This is a genomic window from Curtobacterium sp. SORGH_AS_0776 (genome assembly GCF_031453355.1).
In the GTDB taxonomy this organism is placed as follows: domain Bacteria; phylum Actinomycetota; class Actinomycetes; order Actinomycetales; family Microbacteriaceae; genus Curtobacterium.
This window is the reverse complement of record NZ_JAVIYU010000001.1, coordinates 2,169,771-2,185,700: the sequence shown is the minus strand read 5'-3', so window position 1 is coordinate 2,185,700 and position 15,930 is coordinate 2,169,771. Positions and strand designations below refer to the sequence as shown.

The window sequence follows — 15,930 nt, the reverse complement described above, 5'->3', positions numbered from 1 at the left end:
TGGACCCACCGTCCCCCGAAGGACACGACGAGCCAGATGCTCCTTAGAAAGGAGGTGATCCAGCCGCACCTTCCGGTACGGCTACCTTGTTACGACTTAGTCCTAATCACCGATCCCACCTTCGACGGCTCCTTCCACAAGGGTTAGGCCACCGGCTTCGGGTGTTACCGACTTTCATGACTTGACGGGCGGTGTGTACAAGGCCCGGGAACGTATTCACCGCAGCGTTGCTGATCTGCGATTACTAGCGACTCCGACTTCATGAGGTCGAGTTGCAGACCTCAATCCGAACTGAGACCGGCTTTTTGGGATTCGCTCCACCTTACGGTATCGCAGCCCTTTGTACCGGCCATTGTAGCATGCGTGAAGCCCAAGACATAAGGGGCATGATGATTTGACGTCATCCCCACCTTCCTCCGAGTTGACCCCGGCAGTCTCCTATGAGTCCCCGCCATAACGCGCTGGCAACATAGAACGAGGGTTGCGCTCGTTGCGGGACTTAACCCAACATCTCACGACACGAGCTGACGACAACCATGCACCACCTGTACACCGACCACAAGGGGGCGACCATCTCTGGCCGTTTCCGGTGTATGTCAAGCCTTGGTAAGGTTCTTCGCGTTGCATCGAATTAATCCGCATGCTCCGCCGCTTGTGCGGGCCCCCGTCAATTCCTTTGAGTTTTAGCCTTGCGGCCGTACTCCCCAGGCGGGGCGCTTAATGCGTTAGCTACGACACAGAAACCGTGGAAAGGTCCCTACATCTAGCGCCCAACGTTTACGGCGTGGACTACCAGGGTATCTAATCCTGTTCGCTCCCCACGCTTTCGCTCCTCAGCGTCAGTTACGGCCCAGAGATCTGCCTTCGCCATCGGTGTTCCTCCTGATATCTGCGCATTCCACCGCTACACCAGGAATTCCAATCTCCCCTACCGCACTCTAGTCTGCCCGTACCCACTGCAAGCCCGAGGTTGAGCCTCGGGATTTCACAGCAGACGCGACAAACCGCCTACGAGCTCTTTACGCCCAATAATTCCGGACAACGCTTGCACCCTACGTATTACCGCGGCTGCTGGCACGTAGTTAGCCGGTGCTTTTTCTGCAGGTACCGTCACTTTCGCTTCTTCCCTACTAAAAGAGGTTTACAACCCGAAGGCCGTCATCCCTCACGCGGCGTTGCTGCATCAGGCTTTCGCCCATTGTGCAATATTCCCCACTGCTGCCTCCCGTAGGAGTCTGGGCCGTGTCTCAGTCCCAGTGTGGCCGGTCACCCTCTCAGGCCGGCTACCCGTCGTCGCCTTGGTGAGCCATTACCTCACCAACAAGCTGATAGGCCGCGAGTCCATCCCCAACCAAAAAATCTTTCCACCACCAGACCATGCGGCCGGCAGTCATATCCAGTATTAGACGTCGTTTCCAACGCTTATCCCAGAGTCAGGGGCAGGTTACTCACGTGTTACTCACCCGTTCGCCACTAATCCACCCAGCAAGCTGGGCATCATCGTTCGACTTGCATGTGTTAAGCACGCCGCCAGCGTTCGTCCTGAGCCAGGATCAAACTCTCCGTAAAAAATTACAACCAACACCCGAAGATGTCAGCGAGTTGATTCTGACAAAAAGAACTGTCTACTGACAATTCTGTCTATCCAAAAGGAATTGTCTCCGAACCCACCAGCAAGCTGATGAGTCACGGGGTCAATAAATTGGCATTGACAATGTGCACGCTGTTGAGTTCTCAAGGACCAGACGCACTCCCCACTCGACCCCGAACGAGGTTCCGCCAGAGAGGCTTTTGGCTTTCGTTGCCCGGGGAAGAACCGTGGTGGACAAGATCTCCGGGTCTGTGACCAGGTGACCGTCTCGGCCGTTCCGTTCTCCGCCTCAGCGGCAACGAGTGATTACTTTACGCAGAGGTGAACGGCAGCACCAACCCGGGCCACATCCCGGGCGTGTCGGCTCTGCGAAGCCCGGAAACACGCGGATCGCGCGGTGCGGGCAGTGCCGACCCGCGCCGGGAACGACGGAAGGCACGGTGCGAACCCGCACCGTGCCTCCCGACCGAACGAACGAACGAACCGAACCGACCTACTCGGCCGCAGCCAACTGCCCGCACGCACCGTCGATCTCCTTGCCGCGGGTGTCGCGGAGGGTCGTCGGGATGCCGGCGGCGTTGAGTCGGCGGACGAACTCGTCCTGCACGTGGACCTCGGACGAAGTCCAGACCGAGCCGGGCGTCGGGTTGAGCGGGATCGGGTTCACGTGCACCCAGCCCTTGCCGCGCTTGTTGAGCTTCTCGGCGAGCAGGTCGGCACGCCACGCGTGGTCGTTCATGTCCTTGATGAGCGCGTACTCGATCGAGACACGTCGGCCCGTCTTGACGAAGTAGTTGTGGGCGGCGTCGATCGCCTCGTCCGCCTTCCACTTCGAGTTCACCGGGATGAGCTCGTCGCGGAGTTCGTCGTCGGGCGCGTGCAGGGAGAGCGCGAAGGTGACGGGGATGTCCTCGTCGGCGAGCTTGTTGATCGCGGGGACGAGCCCCACGGTCGACACGGTGATGCCGCGGGCGCTCATGCCGAGGCCGTTCGGTTGCGGCGCGACCATGATCCGCACGGCGTCCATCACGCGCTTGTAGTTCGCGAGCGGCTCCCCCATGCCCATGAACACGATGTTCGTCACGCGCTCGGCGTCGACGCGGTCCTTCCCGCCCTTGCGGGGATCACCGCCCAGCTCCCCCGCGGCGATGGCGGCGTTGGCACGGACGATCTGCTCGATGATCTCGGCCGTGGACATGTTCCGGGTGAGCCCGGCCTGCCCGGTCGCGCAGAACGGGCAGTTCATCCCGCACCCCGCCTGGGACGAGACGCAGAGCGTGATGCGCCCCGGGTACCGCATGAGCACCGACTCGACCAGCGCCCCGTCGTGGAGCTTCCAGAGGAACTTGATCGTGTCGCCCTTGTCGGTCGCCAGACGACGGGTCTCGGTGAGGAGGGGCGGGAGCATGCCCGCCACGAGTTCCTCGCGCTGGGCGGCCGGCAGGTCGGTCATCTGCGCGGGGTCGGACGTGTAGTGCGTGAAGTAGTGGGTCGAGAGCTGCTTGGCGCGGAACTTCGGCAGCCCCAGCTCGACGACCTTCGCCTCGCGCTCGGCGACCGTCATGTCGGCGAGGTGCACGGGCGGCTTGCCACGCTTCGGGGACGCGAACTGCAGCAGCGGCCGGCCGTCGGTCCCGGTGGCCTGCGTCCAGCCCTCGGTGCGCGGACGCACCTGCGGACGAGCAGAGCGCTGCTCTTCGAAGGGGGTGCGGGTCTCGGAGGCCATCACTCCAGTTTACGGGACGACGACGCCCCGCGGGTGCCGGTCAGCTGCCGGCGGGGAGCACCCGGGCGAAGTGGTGCGCCGCGGAGTACATCGGCACGATGTCGACGACCGCGCCGGGGTGTGGCGCCTGGAGCACCAGTCCGTCGCCGAGGAAGATGCCGACGTGGTCCTCGTTGTCGTACACGACGAGGTCGCCGGGCTGCGCCTCGGACTCCGGGATCGTCGTCGCCGCGGCGTCCTGCGTCGGGACGTAGTGCACGAGCGGGATCCCGACGGCCGCGTACGCGACCATCGTGAGGCCGGAGCAGTCGATGCCCTCGTGGCTCGCGCCGCCCTCGACGTACGGGTCGCCCATGTACTGCAGGGCGGTGGAGACCACGGTCGCCCGGTCGCCACCGGCGGAGAGGATCTTCGAGATCGCGTCCTCCGCCTGCTGGGTGCTGACGCCGAACTTCGTCACGATCGTCGGGTAGGACACCACGGTCGTGGTCGTCGTCATGCCGTCGGTCGACACCACGGGGACCTCGACGTCCCGGGCGACGGTGTAGGTCTGCGTGTGCTGCGAGGTGGTCGTCCCGTGGTGCGCGTCGGTTGACGGGGTCGCGGCGTTCGCCGGGACCGCGAGCGTCAGGCTCGAGGTGATGGCCAGTGCGGGCGCGAGGAGGACCGCTGCGCGCTTCGCGTTGGCAGCCCGGCGGACGTGCCGCGGGTCGACCGCCCGTTCGGCTCGGAGCGCTGCGGACCGGGACAGCACGGCCGCTCCGGCAACGGCCGTCGAGGCGACCGGGTGGGTGTTCGACAGGGACACGCTGCGCGCCGGCTTCTCGTGCTCCACGAAGGTCGAGCGGGCCACGGCGGGGCCGAAGGCGGAACGACGTCCGCGGGGACGGCGCAGTTCGACGGCTTCGGTGGTGGCCGCGCCGTCGGGGGCTGCGGGCAGTGCGTGGCGTCCCATGGTTCCTTCCGGGTCGGACGAGCCGGCCCGAGCAGGGGACGAGGCGACTCGGGAAGATAACGTATTGGTCACGAACCTGGACCCCGCTGGGCACTCGCGGCCCGTTCCTGCGGTTCGTCTCAGGCTCGGGTGTTCCTCGCAGCCCCCTCAGAACCGCGGTTCACGTCGCGCGAGACGGCCCGGGTGGTCCGGTCCCGCATGACGGCGGCGATCCGCGCCTCCCGAGCCCGTGCCAGGTCGTCGAGGCGGGCCGCCAGGGCGCGCACCGACTCGTCGACCGGCGCGTCCCCCGAGATGTCCCCCGGGAGCGGCTTCCCGGCGGTGACCGCGAGCGGGAGGACGCCCGCCCACACCGCGTGGTCCTCGGCGTCGTCGGCAGCCTCGCCGACGCCGGCGGCGCGGATCTTCACGCTCGCGTGGTCGAGGGGCAGCTGGAGGACCTGGGTGGCACGGACCTCCTTGGCGGTCATCTCGCGGACCTCGTCGCGGCGTCCGGGCATGAGGTGGTCGGCGACCTGCCAGAGCGCCTCGGTCCGCAGGTCGTCCGGCACCACGGTGGCGTTGCCGACGACCACGGCGCTGCGGTAGTTCGCGGAGCTGTCGAAGGTCGAGCGTGCGAACACCAGGCCGTCGACGTGGGTCACCGTGGCGCTGACGGGGACACCCGCGGCGCCGGCGTCGAGGAAGAGACCGCCGCCGGTCGAGCCGTGCAGGAGCAGGACGGGGCCGGCGCCGAGGTCGCCGACGCCGCAGAGGAACGGCAGGACGAGCGGGTGTCCGTCGCGGACGAAGCCGACGTGCGCGACGATCGCCTCGGCGAGGATCGCGTCGAGGTCGGCGGGGTCGTGGGACTGGCGGTCGCGGAGGCGGCGGACGGTGAGCGACGGGACGGCGGGGTCGGACGGGAGGCTCGTGGTGCGCATGCGGGCAACGCTAGGGTCAGGACCGGTCCGGTTCGTGGACCAGATCGGCGGTGCTCAGGTGGACCAGTTCGGGAAGACCGCCGGGGTCGTCGCGCGCGTCCGGGCGATGGTGCAGGACGGGACGCTGATGGCCGGGGACGCAGTGCCGTCGACCCGCGTCCTCGCGGCGGAGCTGGGGGTGGCGCGGGGGACGGTGGTCGCGGCGTACGAGCAACTCGACGGCGAGGGGTGGATCCGGACGCGGCAGGGGGCGGTGGCGCGGGTGGCGGCGGGGGTCGGTGCGGGCCACTGGCCCACCGAGCACGCTGCGCGCGACGCGACGGGGCGCACGCACGGGCACGCGGACGGCGCGGCAGGTACCGGCGCGGACCTCCTCGACGCCCGCCCCGGGATCCCCGCCGTGACGGCGATCGCCGCCCGCGACTGGCGGGCCGCCTGGCGCGCCGCTGCGGACGCCCCGCTCCGCAACGCGCTGTCCGACCCGGCCGGCCTCCCGGAGCTCCGCGCGCAGATCGCTGCCCAGCTCGGCCTCGCTCGCGGGTTCGCCCCGGAGATCGGCCGGATCGTGGTCACCGCCGGCACGGCCGAGGCGCTCTCGCTCGTCACCGAGGGGCTCCGGAACCGCCTGGGTCGGGCGCCGGTCGTCGCCGTCGAGGATCCCGGCTACCGCTCCGGACGTCGGGCGATGACGAGCGCCGGCGCCACCCTCGTGGGTGTCCCGGTGGACGGCGACGGGATCGACGTGGACGTCCTCGGCCGCGTCGGCCCGGTGGACGCGGTCGTCGTCACGCCGACGCACCAGTACCCGCTCGGCTCGGTGATGCCGGTGGCACGACGGCTCCGCCTGCTCGACTGGGCGACGCGCACCGGGGCGGTCGTGGTCGAGGACGACTACGACTCGGAGTTCCGGCACCGCGGCTCCCCCGTCCCGGCGCTGGCGGCACTCGACGCGACGGGCGTCGTGGTGCACGTCGGCGGGTTCTCGAAGACCCTCGATCCACGGCTGCGCTGCAGCTACGTGGTCCTGCCACCGGGGCCGGTGCTCGAGGCCGTCGTCGCCTCGCGGCTCGCTCGCGGACCCGTGGTGGCGGAGCCCGTGCAGGTCGCGCTCGCGCACCTCCTCCGCACGGGCGCCCTCCGCCGCCACCTCGGCCGCGTGCGCCGGGACTACACGCACCGACGGGAGCGGGTCGCGACGCGCGTGGCAGCGGTCGCGGGCCTGGAGGCGCGTGCCCTGGACGGCGGGCTGCACGCGGTCCTGACGTGGTCGGGTCGGGCGGCGGGGCACGACGTGGTCGCCCGGATGGCGCGGTCCGGTGTGCTGGTGAGCGCGCTCGAGGAGTACGAGGTGTCGCCGGGGAGCGCACCGGCGGGGATCGTCCTGGGCTACGGCGCGCTGACCCTGCCGCAGCTCGATCGCGCACTCGACGTCCTGCTCGAGGTACTGCCGGTCAGGGGGTACTGAGCCGCAGGTGGGCCCGCACCCGGTCCTGCACGGCGCTGGCGTCCGGGTGGTCCCAGAGCGCGAAGTGGGTGCCGCCGGGCAGGACGAGGAGCTCCGCTCCCGGGACCTCGTCCGCCGCGCGGACGCTGTTGGACGGCTCGACGTCGACGTCCGCGTCACCGTGCAGCAGCAGTGTCGGGGCACGGACGGCTCCGAGGTCGAGGTCGGTGACCGCGCCGAGGTTCCGGACGTCGGCCTCCCACCCGGCACGGTGCGGGCCCGCGGTGTTGCCGGTGCGGGCGAGGTCGAGCAGGAACGTGCGACGCTCCGGATCGCGCAGGATCCCGCGGACGTGCTCGCGGAGCCGTCGACCGCGCAGGGAGCTCACGCCCGAGACCGCGAGGCGCACGACGACGCCGGGCACCAGTCGCGCGGCGGCCCGGGCGAGTGCGGCGCCGAGGAGGGTGCCGCCGACCAGGCGCTCCGGTGCGGAGACCTCCGGGGGCGTCCAGGCACCGGTCAGTCCGGCCGCCACGACGAGGGAGTGGACCCGCTCGGGGTGGCGGACGGCGAACCGGTAGGCGGCAGGGGCCCCGCCCGACCAGGCGAGCACCGCCACGCGGTCGATGCCCAGCGCGTCGAGGACCTCGGCGTACCGATCGGCCTCGTCGTCGAGCGAGTCGTGGCCGGGTCGGACCCGGGTGCCGAGGTACCCGGGACGTGAGAGCGTGACGACACGGAAGTCGGCGGACGGCAGGAACCGCGCCATGATCTCGGCGACGTCGATCCCGCCGGGGGTGCCGTGCACGACGAGGACGGGAGCGCCCGCGCCGCGGACGGCGAACTCGGTGTCCTCGGTGACGACGGGACGCGTCTCTGGTGGCATCACCCGACGATATCCGCGGCGGCGATGCGTCGTCTCCGACCGCGGAGGGTGTCCCCCGGGTACTCGCCGTACATCGAGAAGTACGAACCCGAGAACCGCCCCATGTGCCGGAAGCCGCAGGAGTGCGCGACGGTGGCCACGGAGGTCTCGCTGGGGTCCGCGAGCTGCAGGCCGAGGCGGGCCTTCTCGAGGCGCAGGTCGCGGAGGTACGCCATCGGGGTGCTGCCCTCGCGCCGTTGGAACCCCTCCTGCAGGGTCCGGACGCTGACCTCGGCCGCGGCGGCGATGTCGGTGGCGGCGATGGCCCGGTCGAAGTGCGCGTGCATGAACGCCTTCGCACGTTCGACCGTCCCGGCGGGCGCGGCGGTCCCCCGGCGGTCGGCATCGGAGCGGAAGGCGCCGAGCACCGCCTCGGCGAGCCGCAGGTCGAGCGCGGCCCGGTCGGCGTCGACCACGGCGACGTCGAGCAGCGGACGGGCGACCTCGCGCAGCACGGCCTGCAGCGGCGCGAGGCGTTCCGCGGACACGGTCACGGGGAACGCGAGGGGGACGGGGGCGGCGTCGGTCCCCACGACCGCGACGGCCTCGAGGAAGTCCGCGTCGAAGTGCACGAGGTGCTTCGTCCCTGCCGGTGCCGAGACGTGGAAGGGGCGTCCGGCCGGGTACATCACGGGCACGCCGGCGCGGAGGAGCACGTCGTCGTCCACCACGATGCCGCCCTCGACCGACCACGCCAGCAGGTACTGCCGTTCGGGTGCGAGGAAGCCGGACCGAGCGGCGGACACCGACGATGTGCGGAGGCTCAGGCGGCCGTCCCCGGTGGCGCGGTACCGGAAGCCGAACGGCGACGAAGAGGGCGCGAAGGCCATGTCGTGGCCGTCGTACACGCCGCGGTAGAACTCGAGTGCTTCATCGGGGTCGGTGCCGCTCTGGAGGACTTCCCGGACGGAGGTCCGACGGACCTCCGCGGTCGAGGACTCCGCCGGCGGCCGGTCCGCCGCGGGGATCACCGTCGCTCCGGACCACCAGGCGATCGTTCCCCGACGAGGTCGGCGAGCGACGGCTCGGACTCGACGGGGACCGCCCAGCCGCGGCGTGTGGCCCGTCGGAGGTGTCGGTACGTGGTCACCCGCACCGGCTGGACGTCGGCGTTGGACTGGTAGTTGCTCGGTTCCTGGCTGCTCATGGCGTGCTCCCTGCTCGCGAGCCCGGCTCCGCCTCGGCCTCATGGGTGCCGACGTCCAGAACGGCCTCGGGGTCAGGGAGGTGCCATCGGAGCGTCGGGAGGACGCGTGACGATGCCGTCTTCCCTCCTGACGGTACGCGCGTGTCGGACACCCCACGCGGACCGGACAGCGGGCTGCGCAATCCGGACGGCCCGCGCACTGTCGCGGAGTATGTTGTTCGCATACAATGCAAACATGCTGATCACCGTCGATCCCGCGGCACGGACATCGCTCGCGGACCAGGTGGCTGCCCAGATCCGGCACGCGATCGCCCGTGGCGAGTTCCGGAACGGCGAGCGGTTGCCGTCCGCGCGCGAGCTCGCGGCCGCCGTCGACGTCAACATGCACACGGTGCTGCGGGCCTACGCCCAGCTGCAGGACGACGGACTCATCGAGCTGCGCCGGGGCCGCGGTGCCACGGTGCTGCGGTCGGGCAACGCGTCGTTCGACCGCCTGCGGTCGCTGGTGGTGGAGCTCCGTGAGCAGGCGGAGACCCTCGGGGTCCCGCTCGACGACCTGTACGCGATGATCAAGGGGGCACGATGACGACTCGGACGATGGGGACCGGCGCACGACTGGCCGTGGTGGGACCGAGCGCGGCGGTGGCCGTCGCGCTGGTCGTCACGGCGCTCACGCTCGGACCCGCGCTGCCGGCACGGGTGGCGACGCACTTCGGCGCGGACGGTGTCGCCGACGCTTGGGGGTCGCCGTGGCCGTTCTTCTGGGGGTCCCTCGTGGTGGCCCTGGTCGCCGCCGGACTCGCGGTGGTGGCGCTCGGACGGAACGACCGCCGGACGTGGGCGACCCTGCTGCTGGTGGCGAACCTCCTGAGCGGGTCCGTCGCGACCGCATGGATCGCCGAGGCGATCGTGGACCGCGTCGACGACCCGACGTTCCCGGTGTGGTGGGCCGTCCTCACGCTCGTGGTCGGTGTCGCCGTGGCCGTGCCGCCGACGATCGCGCTCGTCCGGACGGCAGCGCCGGTCCCCGCGCACGACGTCCCTCCGTTGGACGTCCCGACGGACGCCCGGGTCGCCTGGCGTGCACGGGCCGGCAGCCCCTGGTTCGCGGGGCTCGGCGTGGTCCTCGTCGTCGGCGGCGTCGTCGCGGCCTGGGCCACCGCGTCCGCGTCCGCCGACATCACCGCGGCCGCGGTGTCGGGCGGGCTGCTCGTCCTCGCCGGGATCGCGGTGTCGGTGCTCGCGCGGGTCGAGTGCACGGTCGATCGACGCGGCTTCCGGCTGACCTCGACGTGGACGCGGATCCCCCTCGTGCGGGTCCCGCTCGACCGCATCGAGTCGTGCGGGTGGGAGCAGGTGTCGCCCGGGCAGTGGGGCGGGTGGGGCTACCGGATCTCCGGCCGGGGTGTGGCGTACGTGGTCCGTTCGGGGCCGGGGCTCGTCGTCCGGCTCCGGGGCGGCGGAGCGCGGGTGGTCACGGTCGCCGATGCCGAGCGCGGTGCGGCGGCGCTCGGCGCGCTGCTCGCGGCACGCGGGCACGCCTGACCCCGGGGCGCGTGCGCTCTTCGTGAGCAGGAATGGTCGGGTCGGTCGAGCGAACCCGACCATTTCTGCTCACCGTCGAGCGCCGTGGCGGGGCGCGGCGCAGCGCGGCGCGGCGGGGCGCGGGCCCGGGCGCGGGCGGGGCGCGGCGCGGCGCTACAGGCTCGTCATCCCGCCGTCGACCCGGAAGAGCGCGCCGGTCGCGTAGGACGACTCGTCGCTCGCGAGGTACACCATGATCCCGGTCACGTCGTCCGGGGTCCCCGCCCGTCCGAGCGGCGTCCGCGACACGATCGCCGCGCGGGACTCCGGGTCGCCCGAGATCGCCTGGACGAGCGCCGTCTCGGTGTAGCCCGGCACGACGGTGTTGGCGCGGATGCCGTCACGGGCGTAGGCCATCGCGGTCGCCCGGACGAGCGCGTGGACGCCGCCCTTCGTGGACGAGTAGGCGGCGAAGTCGGCACCCTCGCCGTTCAGGCCGGTCGGCGACCCCGTCACGATGACGGACCCGCCGCCACCGGCCGCGAGCATCGCCCGGACGGCGTGCTTCACGGTGAGGAAGGTGCCCGTCAGGTTCACCGCGATCGTGCGGTTCCAGGTCTCGAGCGCGACGTCGGCGACCTTCGCGTCGTGACCGAAGAGCTGCACGCCGGCGTTGGCGACGACGACGTCCGGTACGGCGCCGCGGGCGACCAGGGCGGCGAAGCCGGCCGCCACGCTCGACTCGTCCGCGATGTCCACGGTGAGCGCGATCGCCGAGTCGGCGGTGACAGCCGCGGACGCAGATGCGGCAGCAGCAGCGGCAGCAGCAGCGGCAGCAGCAGCGTCCCGGTCCGCGTACACGACCCGCGCCCCCTCGGCCACGAACCGGTCCGCGATCGCCCGCCCGATCCCCGATCCGGCCCCGGTCACCAGGGCGGTCTTCCCGGTCAGTCGTCCGGCCATGCGTGTGCTCCGTCCTCAGGGCGGCAGTGCCCCGTCCTCGGAGCGACGCCGCTCCTGGACACATCATTGCGCAACCGGTTGACCGACTGGTAGCAAAGGGACATGACCGACGACGGTGCGTGGGCGGACTCGACCGCCGAGGACGTGCTCGTCGTCGGACCGTGGCGGGTGACCCTCCGCGGCTCCGAGCTCGCCGACGTCCGCCACGACGGGGTGCCGGTGCTGCGCGGCATCCGGTTCGTCACCCGCGACCAGGACTGGCGCACCGCGGACGACACCGTCACCCGCCGGACGACCGACGCCGCCGCGTCCGACGAACACGGGCACGCGCGGGCCCGGGCCCATACCCGCATCGAGGTGACGAGCGCCTTCGACGACGCCGAGGTCCTCCGCACCACCCTCGACCTCACGATCGACGCCGACACCCTGCACGTCGACGCGACCGCCACCACGACCGCGCCGTTCCGCCGCAACCGCATCGGCCTGGTCGTCCTGCACCCGCCGACACTCGCCGGCACCCCGTTCACGGTCCGCCACCCGGCAGCGCCCGCCACATCGCACACGTTCCCGCTGTGGATCGCCCCGCACCAACCCGCGACCGACGTCGCCGGGTACGCCTGGACGACCGGCGGCACGGACTGCACGCTCGACCTCACCGGCGACGTGTTCGAGATGGAGGACCAGCGCAACTGGACCGACGCCTCGTTCAAGACCTACTCGACGCCGCTGGCCGAGCCCTTCCCCGTCGCGCTCGACGCCGGTGCCGTCGTCCACCAGGCGCTCACGCTGCGCGCGGTGCGACACCCGGGAGGCGCGCCCTCCCCCGCCCCGGACCTCGCCGCGCTCGACGGGCCGGCCCCGACCTCCGTGGTCACCCCGCCCCCGACCCTCCAGCTGCTGGCCACCTCCGCCCCGGCCGCTGCGCGCCCGGACGACGAGGCACTCCCCGGCGGCGTGCCGATCCTCGTCGAGCCCGTCCTCGGCGACCACGACGTCGCCGCGGTGCTCGCCTCCGCCCGGCGGGACGCCCGAGGCGCGCCGCTCGACGTGCGGTTCGTCAGCGACGACCCGGCCCGGCTGCGCGCCGCGGTCGACGAGGTCCTGGCGTCCGGGCCGGTGGTGCGCATCGGCGCGTTCGACCCGTCGTCGCACGTGACGACGACGGCGCTGCAGCGGGCGCTCCGGGAGACAGCAGCCGCGCACGAGGGACTCGACGTCGTGGCCGGGACGCGCGCGCACTTCACCGAGCTGAACCGCACGATCGACCTGTTCGGCGACTGGGACGGTCCGCTCACGTTCAGCGTGACGCCGCAGATGCACGACCGCAGCCGTGCCCAGGTGACCGAGTCGATCCGGATGCAGCGCTGGGTGGCGATGAGCGCCTCCAGGCTGGCCGCCGGCAGGCCGCTCCACGTCGGGCCGGTGACGCTGCGTCCGCGGTTCAACGCCGTGGCGACGTCGCCGCGTCAGGCCGTGACCGACGCCTCGGTCGAGGCCGGCTCCGGGCCGCAGTTCGTGCCGGACGCGACGGATCCGCAGCAGCACTCCGCGGCCGCCGCCGCGTGGTTCGACGCGGCGGTCAAGGCGCTCACGGTGCCGGGAGTCGCCTCGATCACGCTCGCCGAGGCGTGGGGACCGAGGGGAACGCCCCGCCGGAAGGGGGTCGGCGGGGCGTTCCGGTCTCGGGGATCGATCAGCGCTTGACGGCGTCGATCTTGAGCATCTTGGCGATGACGCTGTCGAGCTCGCTGTCGTCGAAGACCTGCTTCCAGTCCTCCTTGATGAGCTTCTCGCGGCCGTAGCCCATCGCGATGTGGCAGGCGTCCGAGAACGGGTTCGAGCCACGCAGACCGTTCGTCAGGGCGATCCAGGTGTGGCCGTAGAGCATGGCGCGGGCGGCCTCGCGGGGCACGCCGACACCGGTGACGGTCTCCTCGAGGGCGTCGTTGAGGAAGTCGCCGATCATGCAGGCGATGGTCTCGACGAGCGTCGGCTCGAGGACGGCGAGCTGCTTCACCGTGACCCAGTGCACCTGGATGACGGGCGCGTACATGGTCGTGATGACGGCCTCGGCGATCGCCTTGGCGGCGTCACCCTCGTCGCCGAGCGACTCCGACGCGTCGAAGGCGGCGATGACCTCCTGCGGGGCGGCGATGCCACCGAAGGTGTCGTCCCACTCGGCCTTGGTGGTGCGCTCGAGGAACACCGACGGATGGCACGGGTGCGCCACGGCGTAGTGGATGTCCTCACGCTTCGCGAGCAGCCCGGCGTAGGCGGCGGCCGGGTCGAGGGTCAGGATGCTGGCACCCGACTTCATGACGGGGACGAGCTGCTCGGAGATGCTGCCGAGCAGGACGTCCGGCACGGCGAGGATCACGACGTCGGCGACCTTGGCGGCCTCGACGCTGTCGGTGAGCGACCGGCCGAGGGCCTCGATGCGCTCCTGGCCGGCGGGCGAGGCCTCGCTGTAGAGCGTCGTGTACTCGCTCTTGGCGAAGTTGTTCGAGACGCGGGTGCCCATCTTGCCGCCGGCACCGATCACGGCGACGGTGACGTCGGCCGTACCGGATCCGGCAGCGACGGTGTGGGGGGTGGTGACGGTGTCGGTCATGATTCCTTGCTCCTGATGTACTCGATGGTGTGTTCGGTCCACGCCGCCTCGACGCGGGTGGTGGTCTGTGCCGGGTCGCCCGTGGCGCCGAGGGCCTCGTCCTGCCAGGGCAGCCAGAACTCGATCACGCGGTTGATGCCCCGTGCGTCGGGGTCGATCGCGGCGCGGACGGCGTCGTAGTCGAGGAGACCGGTGCCGGTGCGGACGCCGGTGTACTGGAACCCGACCCAGCCCGGTGAGCGGGTGAACCCGGAGTCCTTGACGTGCCAGTTGCGCGCGTACGGGGCGGCCGCGGCGACCACGTCGGCGGGGTGCTCCAGCCGCGCGACGGTGTTCGCCGGGTCGAGGCAGATCCCGAGGTGGTCGGAGCCGACGGCCCGGACGACGGCGACGAGGTCCTCGGTGGCGACGACCTCGTAGGTCTCGAGCGCGAGCGTCACCCCGGCGGCCTCGTACGCGGGGAGCGCCCGGCGCAGTCGGCGTTCGGTCTCGAGGGCGTCGGGCTGGTCGTCGCCGCTCGTCCACATGCTCCGCACGAGGGTCGCGCCGAGCGCCTGCGCGACGTGCAGGTACCGCGCGAGGTGCTCCGGGTGGGTCCCACGGGTGCCGACCTCGAGCGCGAGGCCGAGCTCGTCGGCCAGTGCCCGGATCGCGGCCAGTCGGTCGTCCGAGGCGGTGTCGAGCGGCAGGTGGTCGCAGATCTGGAAGAGGTCGACGCCGTCGTGCGCCGCCGCGTCCCGCATCGCGTCGTCGAGCGACATCGGGTCCGGCACACGGTCGGACATCCGCCAGAAGTAGGCGTAGGTGGAGAGGCCGAGCAGGGTGGTCATGCGGTCGCTCCCAGCTGCGCGGCTTCGTCGAGGATGGTCCGGATCGCGGCGGGATCGTGGGCGAACCGTCCGAGGAACAGCCCGCCGATGCGCCCCTGCCCACGGGTGAGCAGGCCCGGTCCGGCGCTGCCGCCGTAGATCGCGACGGAGCCGGCGAGCTCCGGCCGGGAGGCGAGGTGCTCCTCGATCCCGGCGAGGACCGCGACGATGTGCTCGTCGGGCGCGGGCGCCGGGGCGCCGATCGCCCACACGGGTTCGTACGCCGCGATGATCGGCCCGGCGAGACCGTCCGCGGTCGCGGTCGCCAGGAACCGGTCGAGCTGCGCGGTCACGTCCGCCACGGCGGTCTCACTGGAGGCGCGGGCGGTCTCCCCGACGCAGATCAGGGGCCGCAGGTGGTTGCGGAAGGCGGCGTGCACCTTCCCGGCGATCTCCTCGTCCGTCTCGTGGAACAGGGAGCGCCGCTCCGCGTGCGCGATCTCGACGAGCGCGACGCCGATCTCGCGCAGCTCCGCACCGGACACCTCGCCGGTGAAGGCGCCGATGTCCGCCCAGGCCAGGTCCTGCGCGCCGAGCGTCATGGGAGCGTCCCCGATCACCTCGCGCACCGGGACGAGCGCGGGGAACGTCGGGATCACGAAGAGCTCGACGGCGCCGGACTGCACCGCGGGGTGGGTCCGGGCGATGTCGGCCACGGCGGCTGCCCACTCGAGCGTCCGGGCGTGAGAGAAGTACATCTTCAGCGACACCCCGATCGTCAGCTGGGCGGCTGCCGTGGACGCGGGCATCAAGCGTCGGTCCCGACCGGGGCCGAGCCGTCGTCAGTGCTCGTTTCGTACGAGCAGATTGCCTGCACCTTCTCCGCGCTGGCGGACGAGCGGTCGAACTCGTAGCCGAGCCACTCCTTCGCCATGCGCCGGGCGACCTCGACTCCGACGACCCGCTGGCCCATGCAGAGGACCTGGGCGTCGTTCGACAGGATCGAGCGCTCGACGCTGAACGAGTCGTGCGCGGTGACGGCCCGGATGCCGGGGACCTTGTTCGCGGCGATCGCGACGCCGAGTCCGGTGCCGCAGATCAGGATCGCCCGGTCCGCCTCGCCGTTCGCGACCATGCGTGCTGCGTCGACGGCGACGTGCGGGTAGGCGGTGTGCCCGTCCGCGTCGACCCCCACGTCGGTGACGCTGACCACGCGCGGGTCCGTGGCGAGGTCGGCCTTGATGATCTCCTTGTAGTCGAACCCGGCGTCGTCGGAGCCGACGACGATGCGGAACTGCTGCTCGGTCATGGG

15 protein-coding genes and 1 rRNA gene are annotated in these 15,930 nt (G+C 71.4%); 4 read left to right on the top strand and 12 right to left on the bottom strand.

Features of this window, described 5'->3' with window-relative positions:
• Positions 1-47: 47 nt before the first annotated feature.
• The 4 genes from QE359_RS10880 to QE359_RS10865 form a co-directional block, all read right to left on the bottom strand.
• Positions 48-1,569: ribosomal RNA gene (locus QE359_RS10880) — 16S ribosomal RNA — on the bottom strand.
• Between the two features lie 515 nt (positions 1,570-2,084).
• A complete protein-coding gene (gene rlmN / locus QE359_RS10875; RefSeq protein WP_070416448.1) occupies positions 2,085-3,317 on the bottom strand; it encodes a 23S rRNA (adenine(2503)-C(2))-methyltransferase RlmN in 1,233 nt (410 codons plus the stop codon).
• Positions 3,318-3,357: 40 nt separating this feature from the next.
• Positions 3,358-4,272, bottom strand: a complete 915-nt coding sequence (locus QE359_RS10870; RefSeq protein ID WP_309779162.1) for an NlpC/P60 family protein — start codon at positions 4,270-4,272, stop codon at positions 3,358-3,360.
• Between the two features lie 119 nt (positions 4,273-4,391).
• Positions 4,392-5,195, bottom strand: a complete 804-nt coding sequence (locus QE359_RS10865) for a pyridoxamine 5'-phosphate oxidase family protein (RefSeq protein ID WP_309779160.1) — start codon at positions 5,193-5,195, stop codon at positions 4,392-4,394.
• A 34-nt stretch (positions 5,196-5,229) separates the two neighbouring features.
• On the opposite strand from QE359_RS10865, the gene QE359_RS10860 reads away from it, so the two are divergent.
• Positions 5,230-6,660 carry a PLP-dependent aminotransferase family protein gene (locus tag QE359_RS10860; protein ID WP_309779159.1) on the top strand — a complete coding sequence of 477 codons (1,431 nt, stop codon included), beginning with the start codon at positions 5,230-5,232 and terminating at the stop codon, positions 6,658-6,660.
• On the opposite strand, the gene QE359_RS10855 is transcribed toward QE359_RS10860, so the two are convergent.
• Genes QE359_RS10855 through QE359_RS10845 form a run of 3 tightly spaced genes read right to left on the bottom strand, consistent with a single transcriptional unit; the run spans position 6,647 to position 8,711 of the window.
• Positions 6,647-7,525, bottom strand: coding sequence for an alpha/beta hydrolase (locus QE359_RS10855; RefSeq protein WP_309779158.1), 879 nt, complete (start codon positions 7,523-7,525; stop codon positions 6,647-6,649). The two genes, QE359_RS10860 and QE359_RS10855, sit on opposite strands and share 14 nt — an antisense overlap.
• Positions 7,525-8,535, bottom strand: coding sequence for a helix-turn-helix domain-containing protein (locus QE359_RS10850; protein WP_309779157.1), 1,011 nt, complete (start codon positions 8,533-8,535; stop codon positions 7,525-7,527). Before QE359_RS10850 ends, QE359_RS10855 begins: the two co-directional genes overlap by 1 nt.
• On the bottom strand, positions 8,532-8,711 hold the full coding sequence (locus QE359_RS10845) for a hypothetical protein (RefSeq protein WP_309779156.1): 180 nt from the start codon (positions 8,709-8,711) through the stop codon (positions 8,532-8,534). The genes QE359_RS10850 and QE359_RS10845 overlap by 4 nt, the downstream gene beginning before the upstream one ends.
• A gap of 235 nt (positions 8,712-8,946) precedes the next feature.
• Here QE359_RS10845 and QE359_RS10840 point away from each other — a divergent pair, with 235 nt between their 5' ends.
• A complete protein-coding gene (locus QE359_RS10840; protein ID WP_309779155.1) occupies positions 8,947-9,297 on the top strand; it encodes a GntR family transcriptional regulator in 351 nt (116 codons plus the stop codon).
• A complete protein-coding gene (locus tag QE359_RS10835; protein WP_309779154.1) occupies positions 9,294-10,256 on the top strand; it encodes a DUF1648 domain-containing protein in 963 nt (320 codons plus the stop codon). Before QE359_RS10840 ends, QE359_RS10835 begins: the two co-directional genes overlap by 4 nt.
• A gap of 153 nt (positions 10,257-10,409) precedes the next feature.
• Here the strand turns inward: QE359_RS10835 and QE359_RS10830 are convergent, their stop codons facing one another.
• Complete coding sequence (locus QE359_RS10830; protein ID WP_309779153.1) at positions 10,410-11,198, bottom strand: SDR family NAD(P)-dependent oxidoreductase; 789 nt, start codon at positions 11,196-11,198, stop codon at positions 10,410-10,412.
• A 102-nt stretch (positions 11,199-11,300) separates the two neighbouring features.
• Between QE359_RS10830 and QE359_RS10825 the strand changes: the two genes are divergently transcribed.
• Positions 11,301-12,902 carry a hypothetical protein gene (locus QE359_RS10825; RefSeq protein WP_309779152.1) on the top strand — a complete coding sequence of 534 codons (1,602 nt, stop codon included), beginning with the start codon at positions 11,301-11,303 and terminating at the stop codon, positions 12,900-12,902.
• Here the strand turns inward: QE359_RS10825 and QE359_RS10820 are convergent.
• Genes QE359_RS10820 through QE359_RS10805 form a run of 4 tightly spaced genes read right to left on the bottom strand, consistent with a single transcriptional unit; the run spans position 12,892 to position 15,927 of the window.
• Positions 12,892-13,809, bottom strand: a complete 918-nt coding sequence (locus tag QE359_RS10820) for a phosphogluconate dehydrogenase C-terminal domain-containing protein (RefSeq protein ID WP_309779151.1) — start codon at positions 13,807-13,809, stop codon at positions 12,892-12,894. The genes QE359_RS10825 and QE359_RS10820 overlap by 11 nt on opposite strands.
• Positions 13,806-14,639, bottom strand: a complete 834-nt coding sequence (locus tag QE359_RS10815; protein ID WP_309779150.1) for a sugar phosphate isomerase/epimerase family protein — start codon at positions 14,637-14,639, stop codon at positions 13,806-13,808. Before QE359_RS10815 ends, QE359_RS10820 begins: the two co-directional genes overlap by 4 nt.
• Positions 14,636-15,427, bottom strand: coding sequence for a triose-phosphate isomerase family protein (locus tag QE359_RS10810; RefSeq protein WP_309779149.1), 792 nt, complete (start codon positions 15,425-15,427; stop codon positions 14,636-14,638). Before QE359_RS10810 ends, QE359_RS10815 begins: the two co-directional genes overlap by 4 nt.
• The gene (locus QE359_RS10805; protein ID WP_309779148.1) at positions 15,427-15,927 is read right to left on the bottom strand and encodes a ribose-5-phosphate isomerase; all 501 of its coding nucleotides are present in this window, start codon (positions 15,925-15,927) and stop codon (positions 15,427-15,429) included. The genes QE359_RS10810 and QE359_RS10805 overlap by 1 nt, the downstream gene beginning before the upstream one ends.
• Positions 15,928-15,930: the final 3 nt, after the last annotated feature.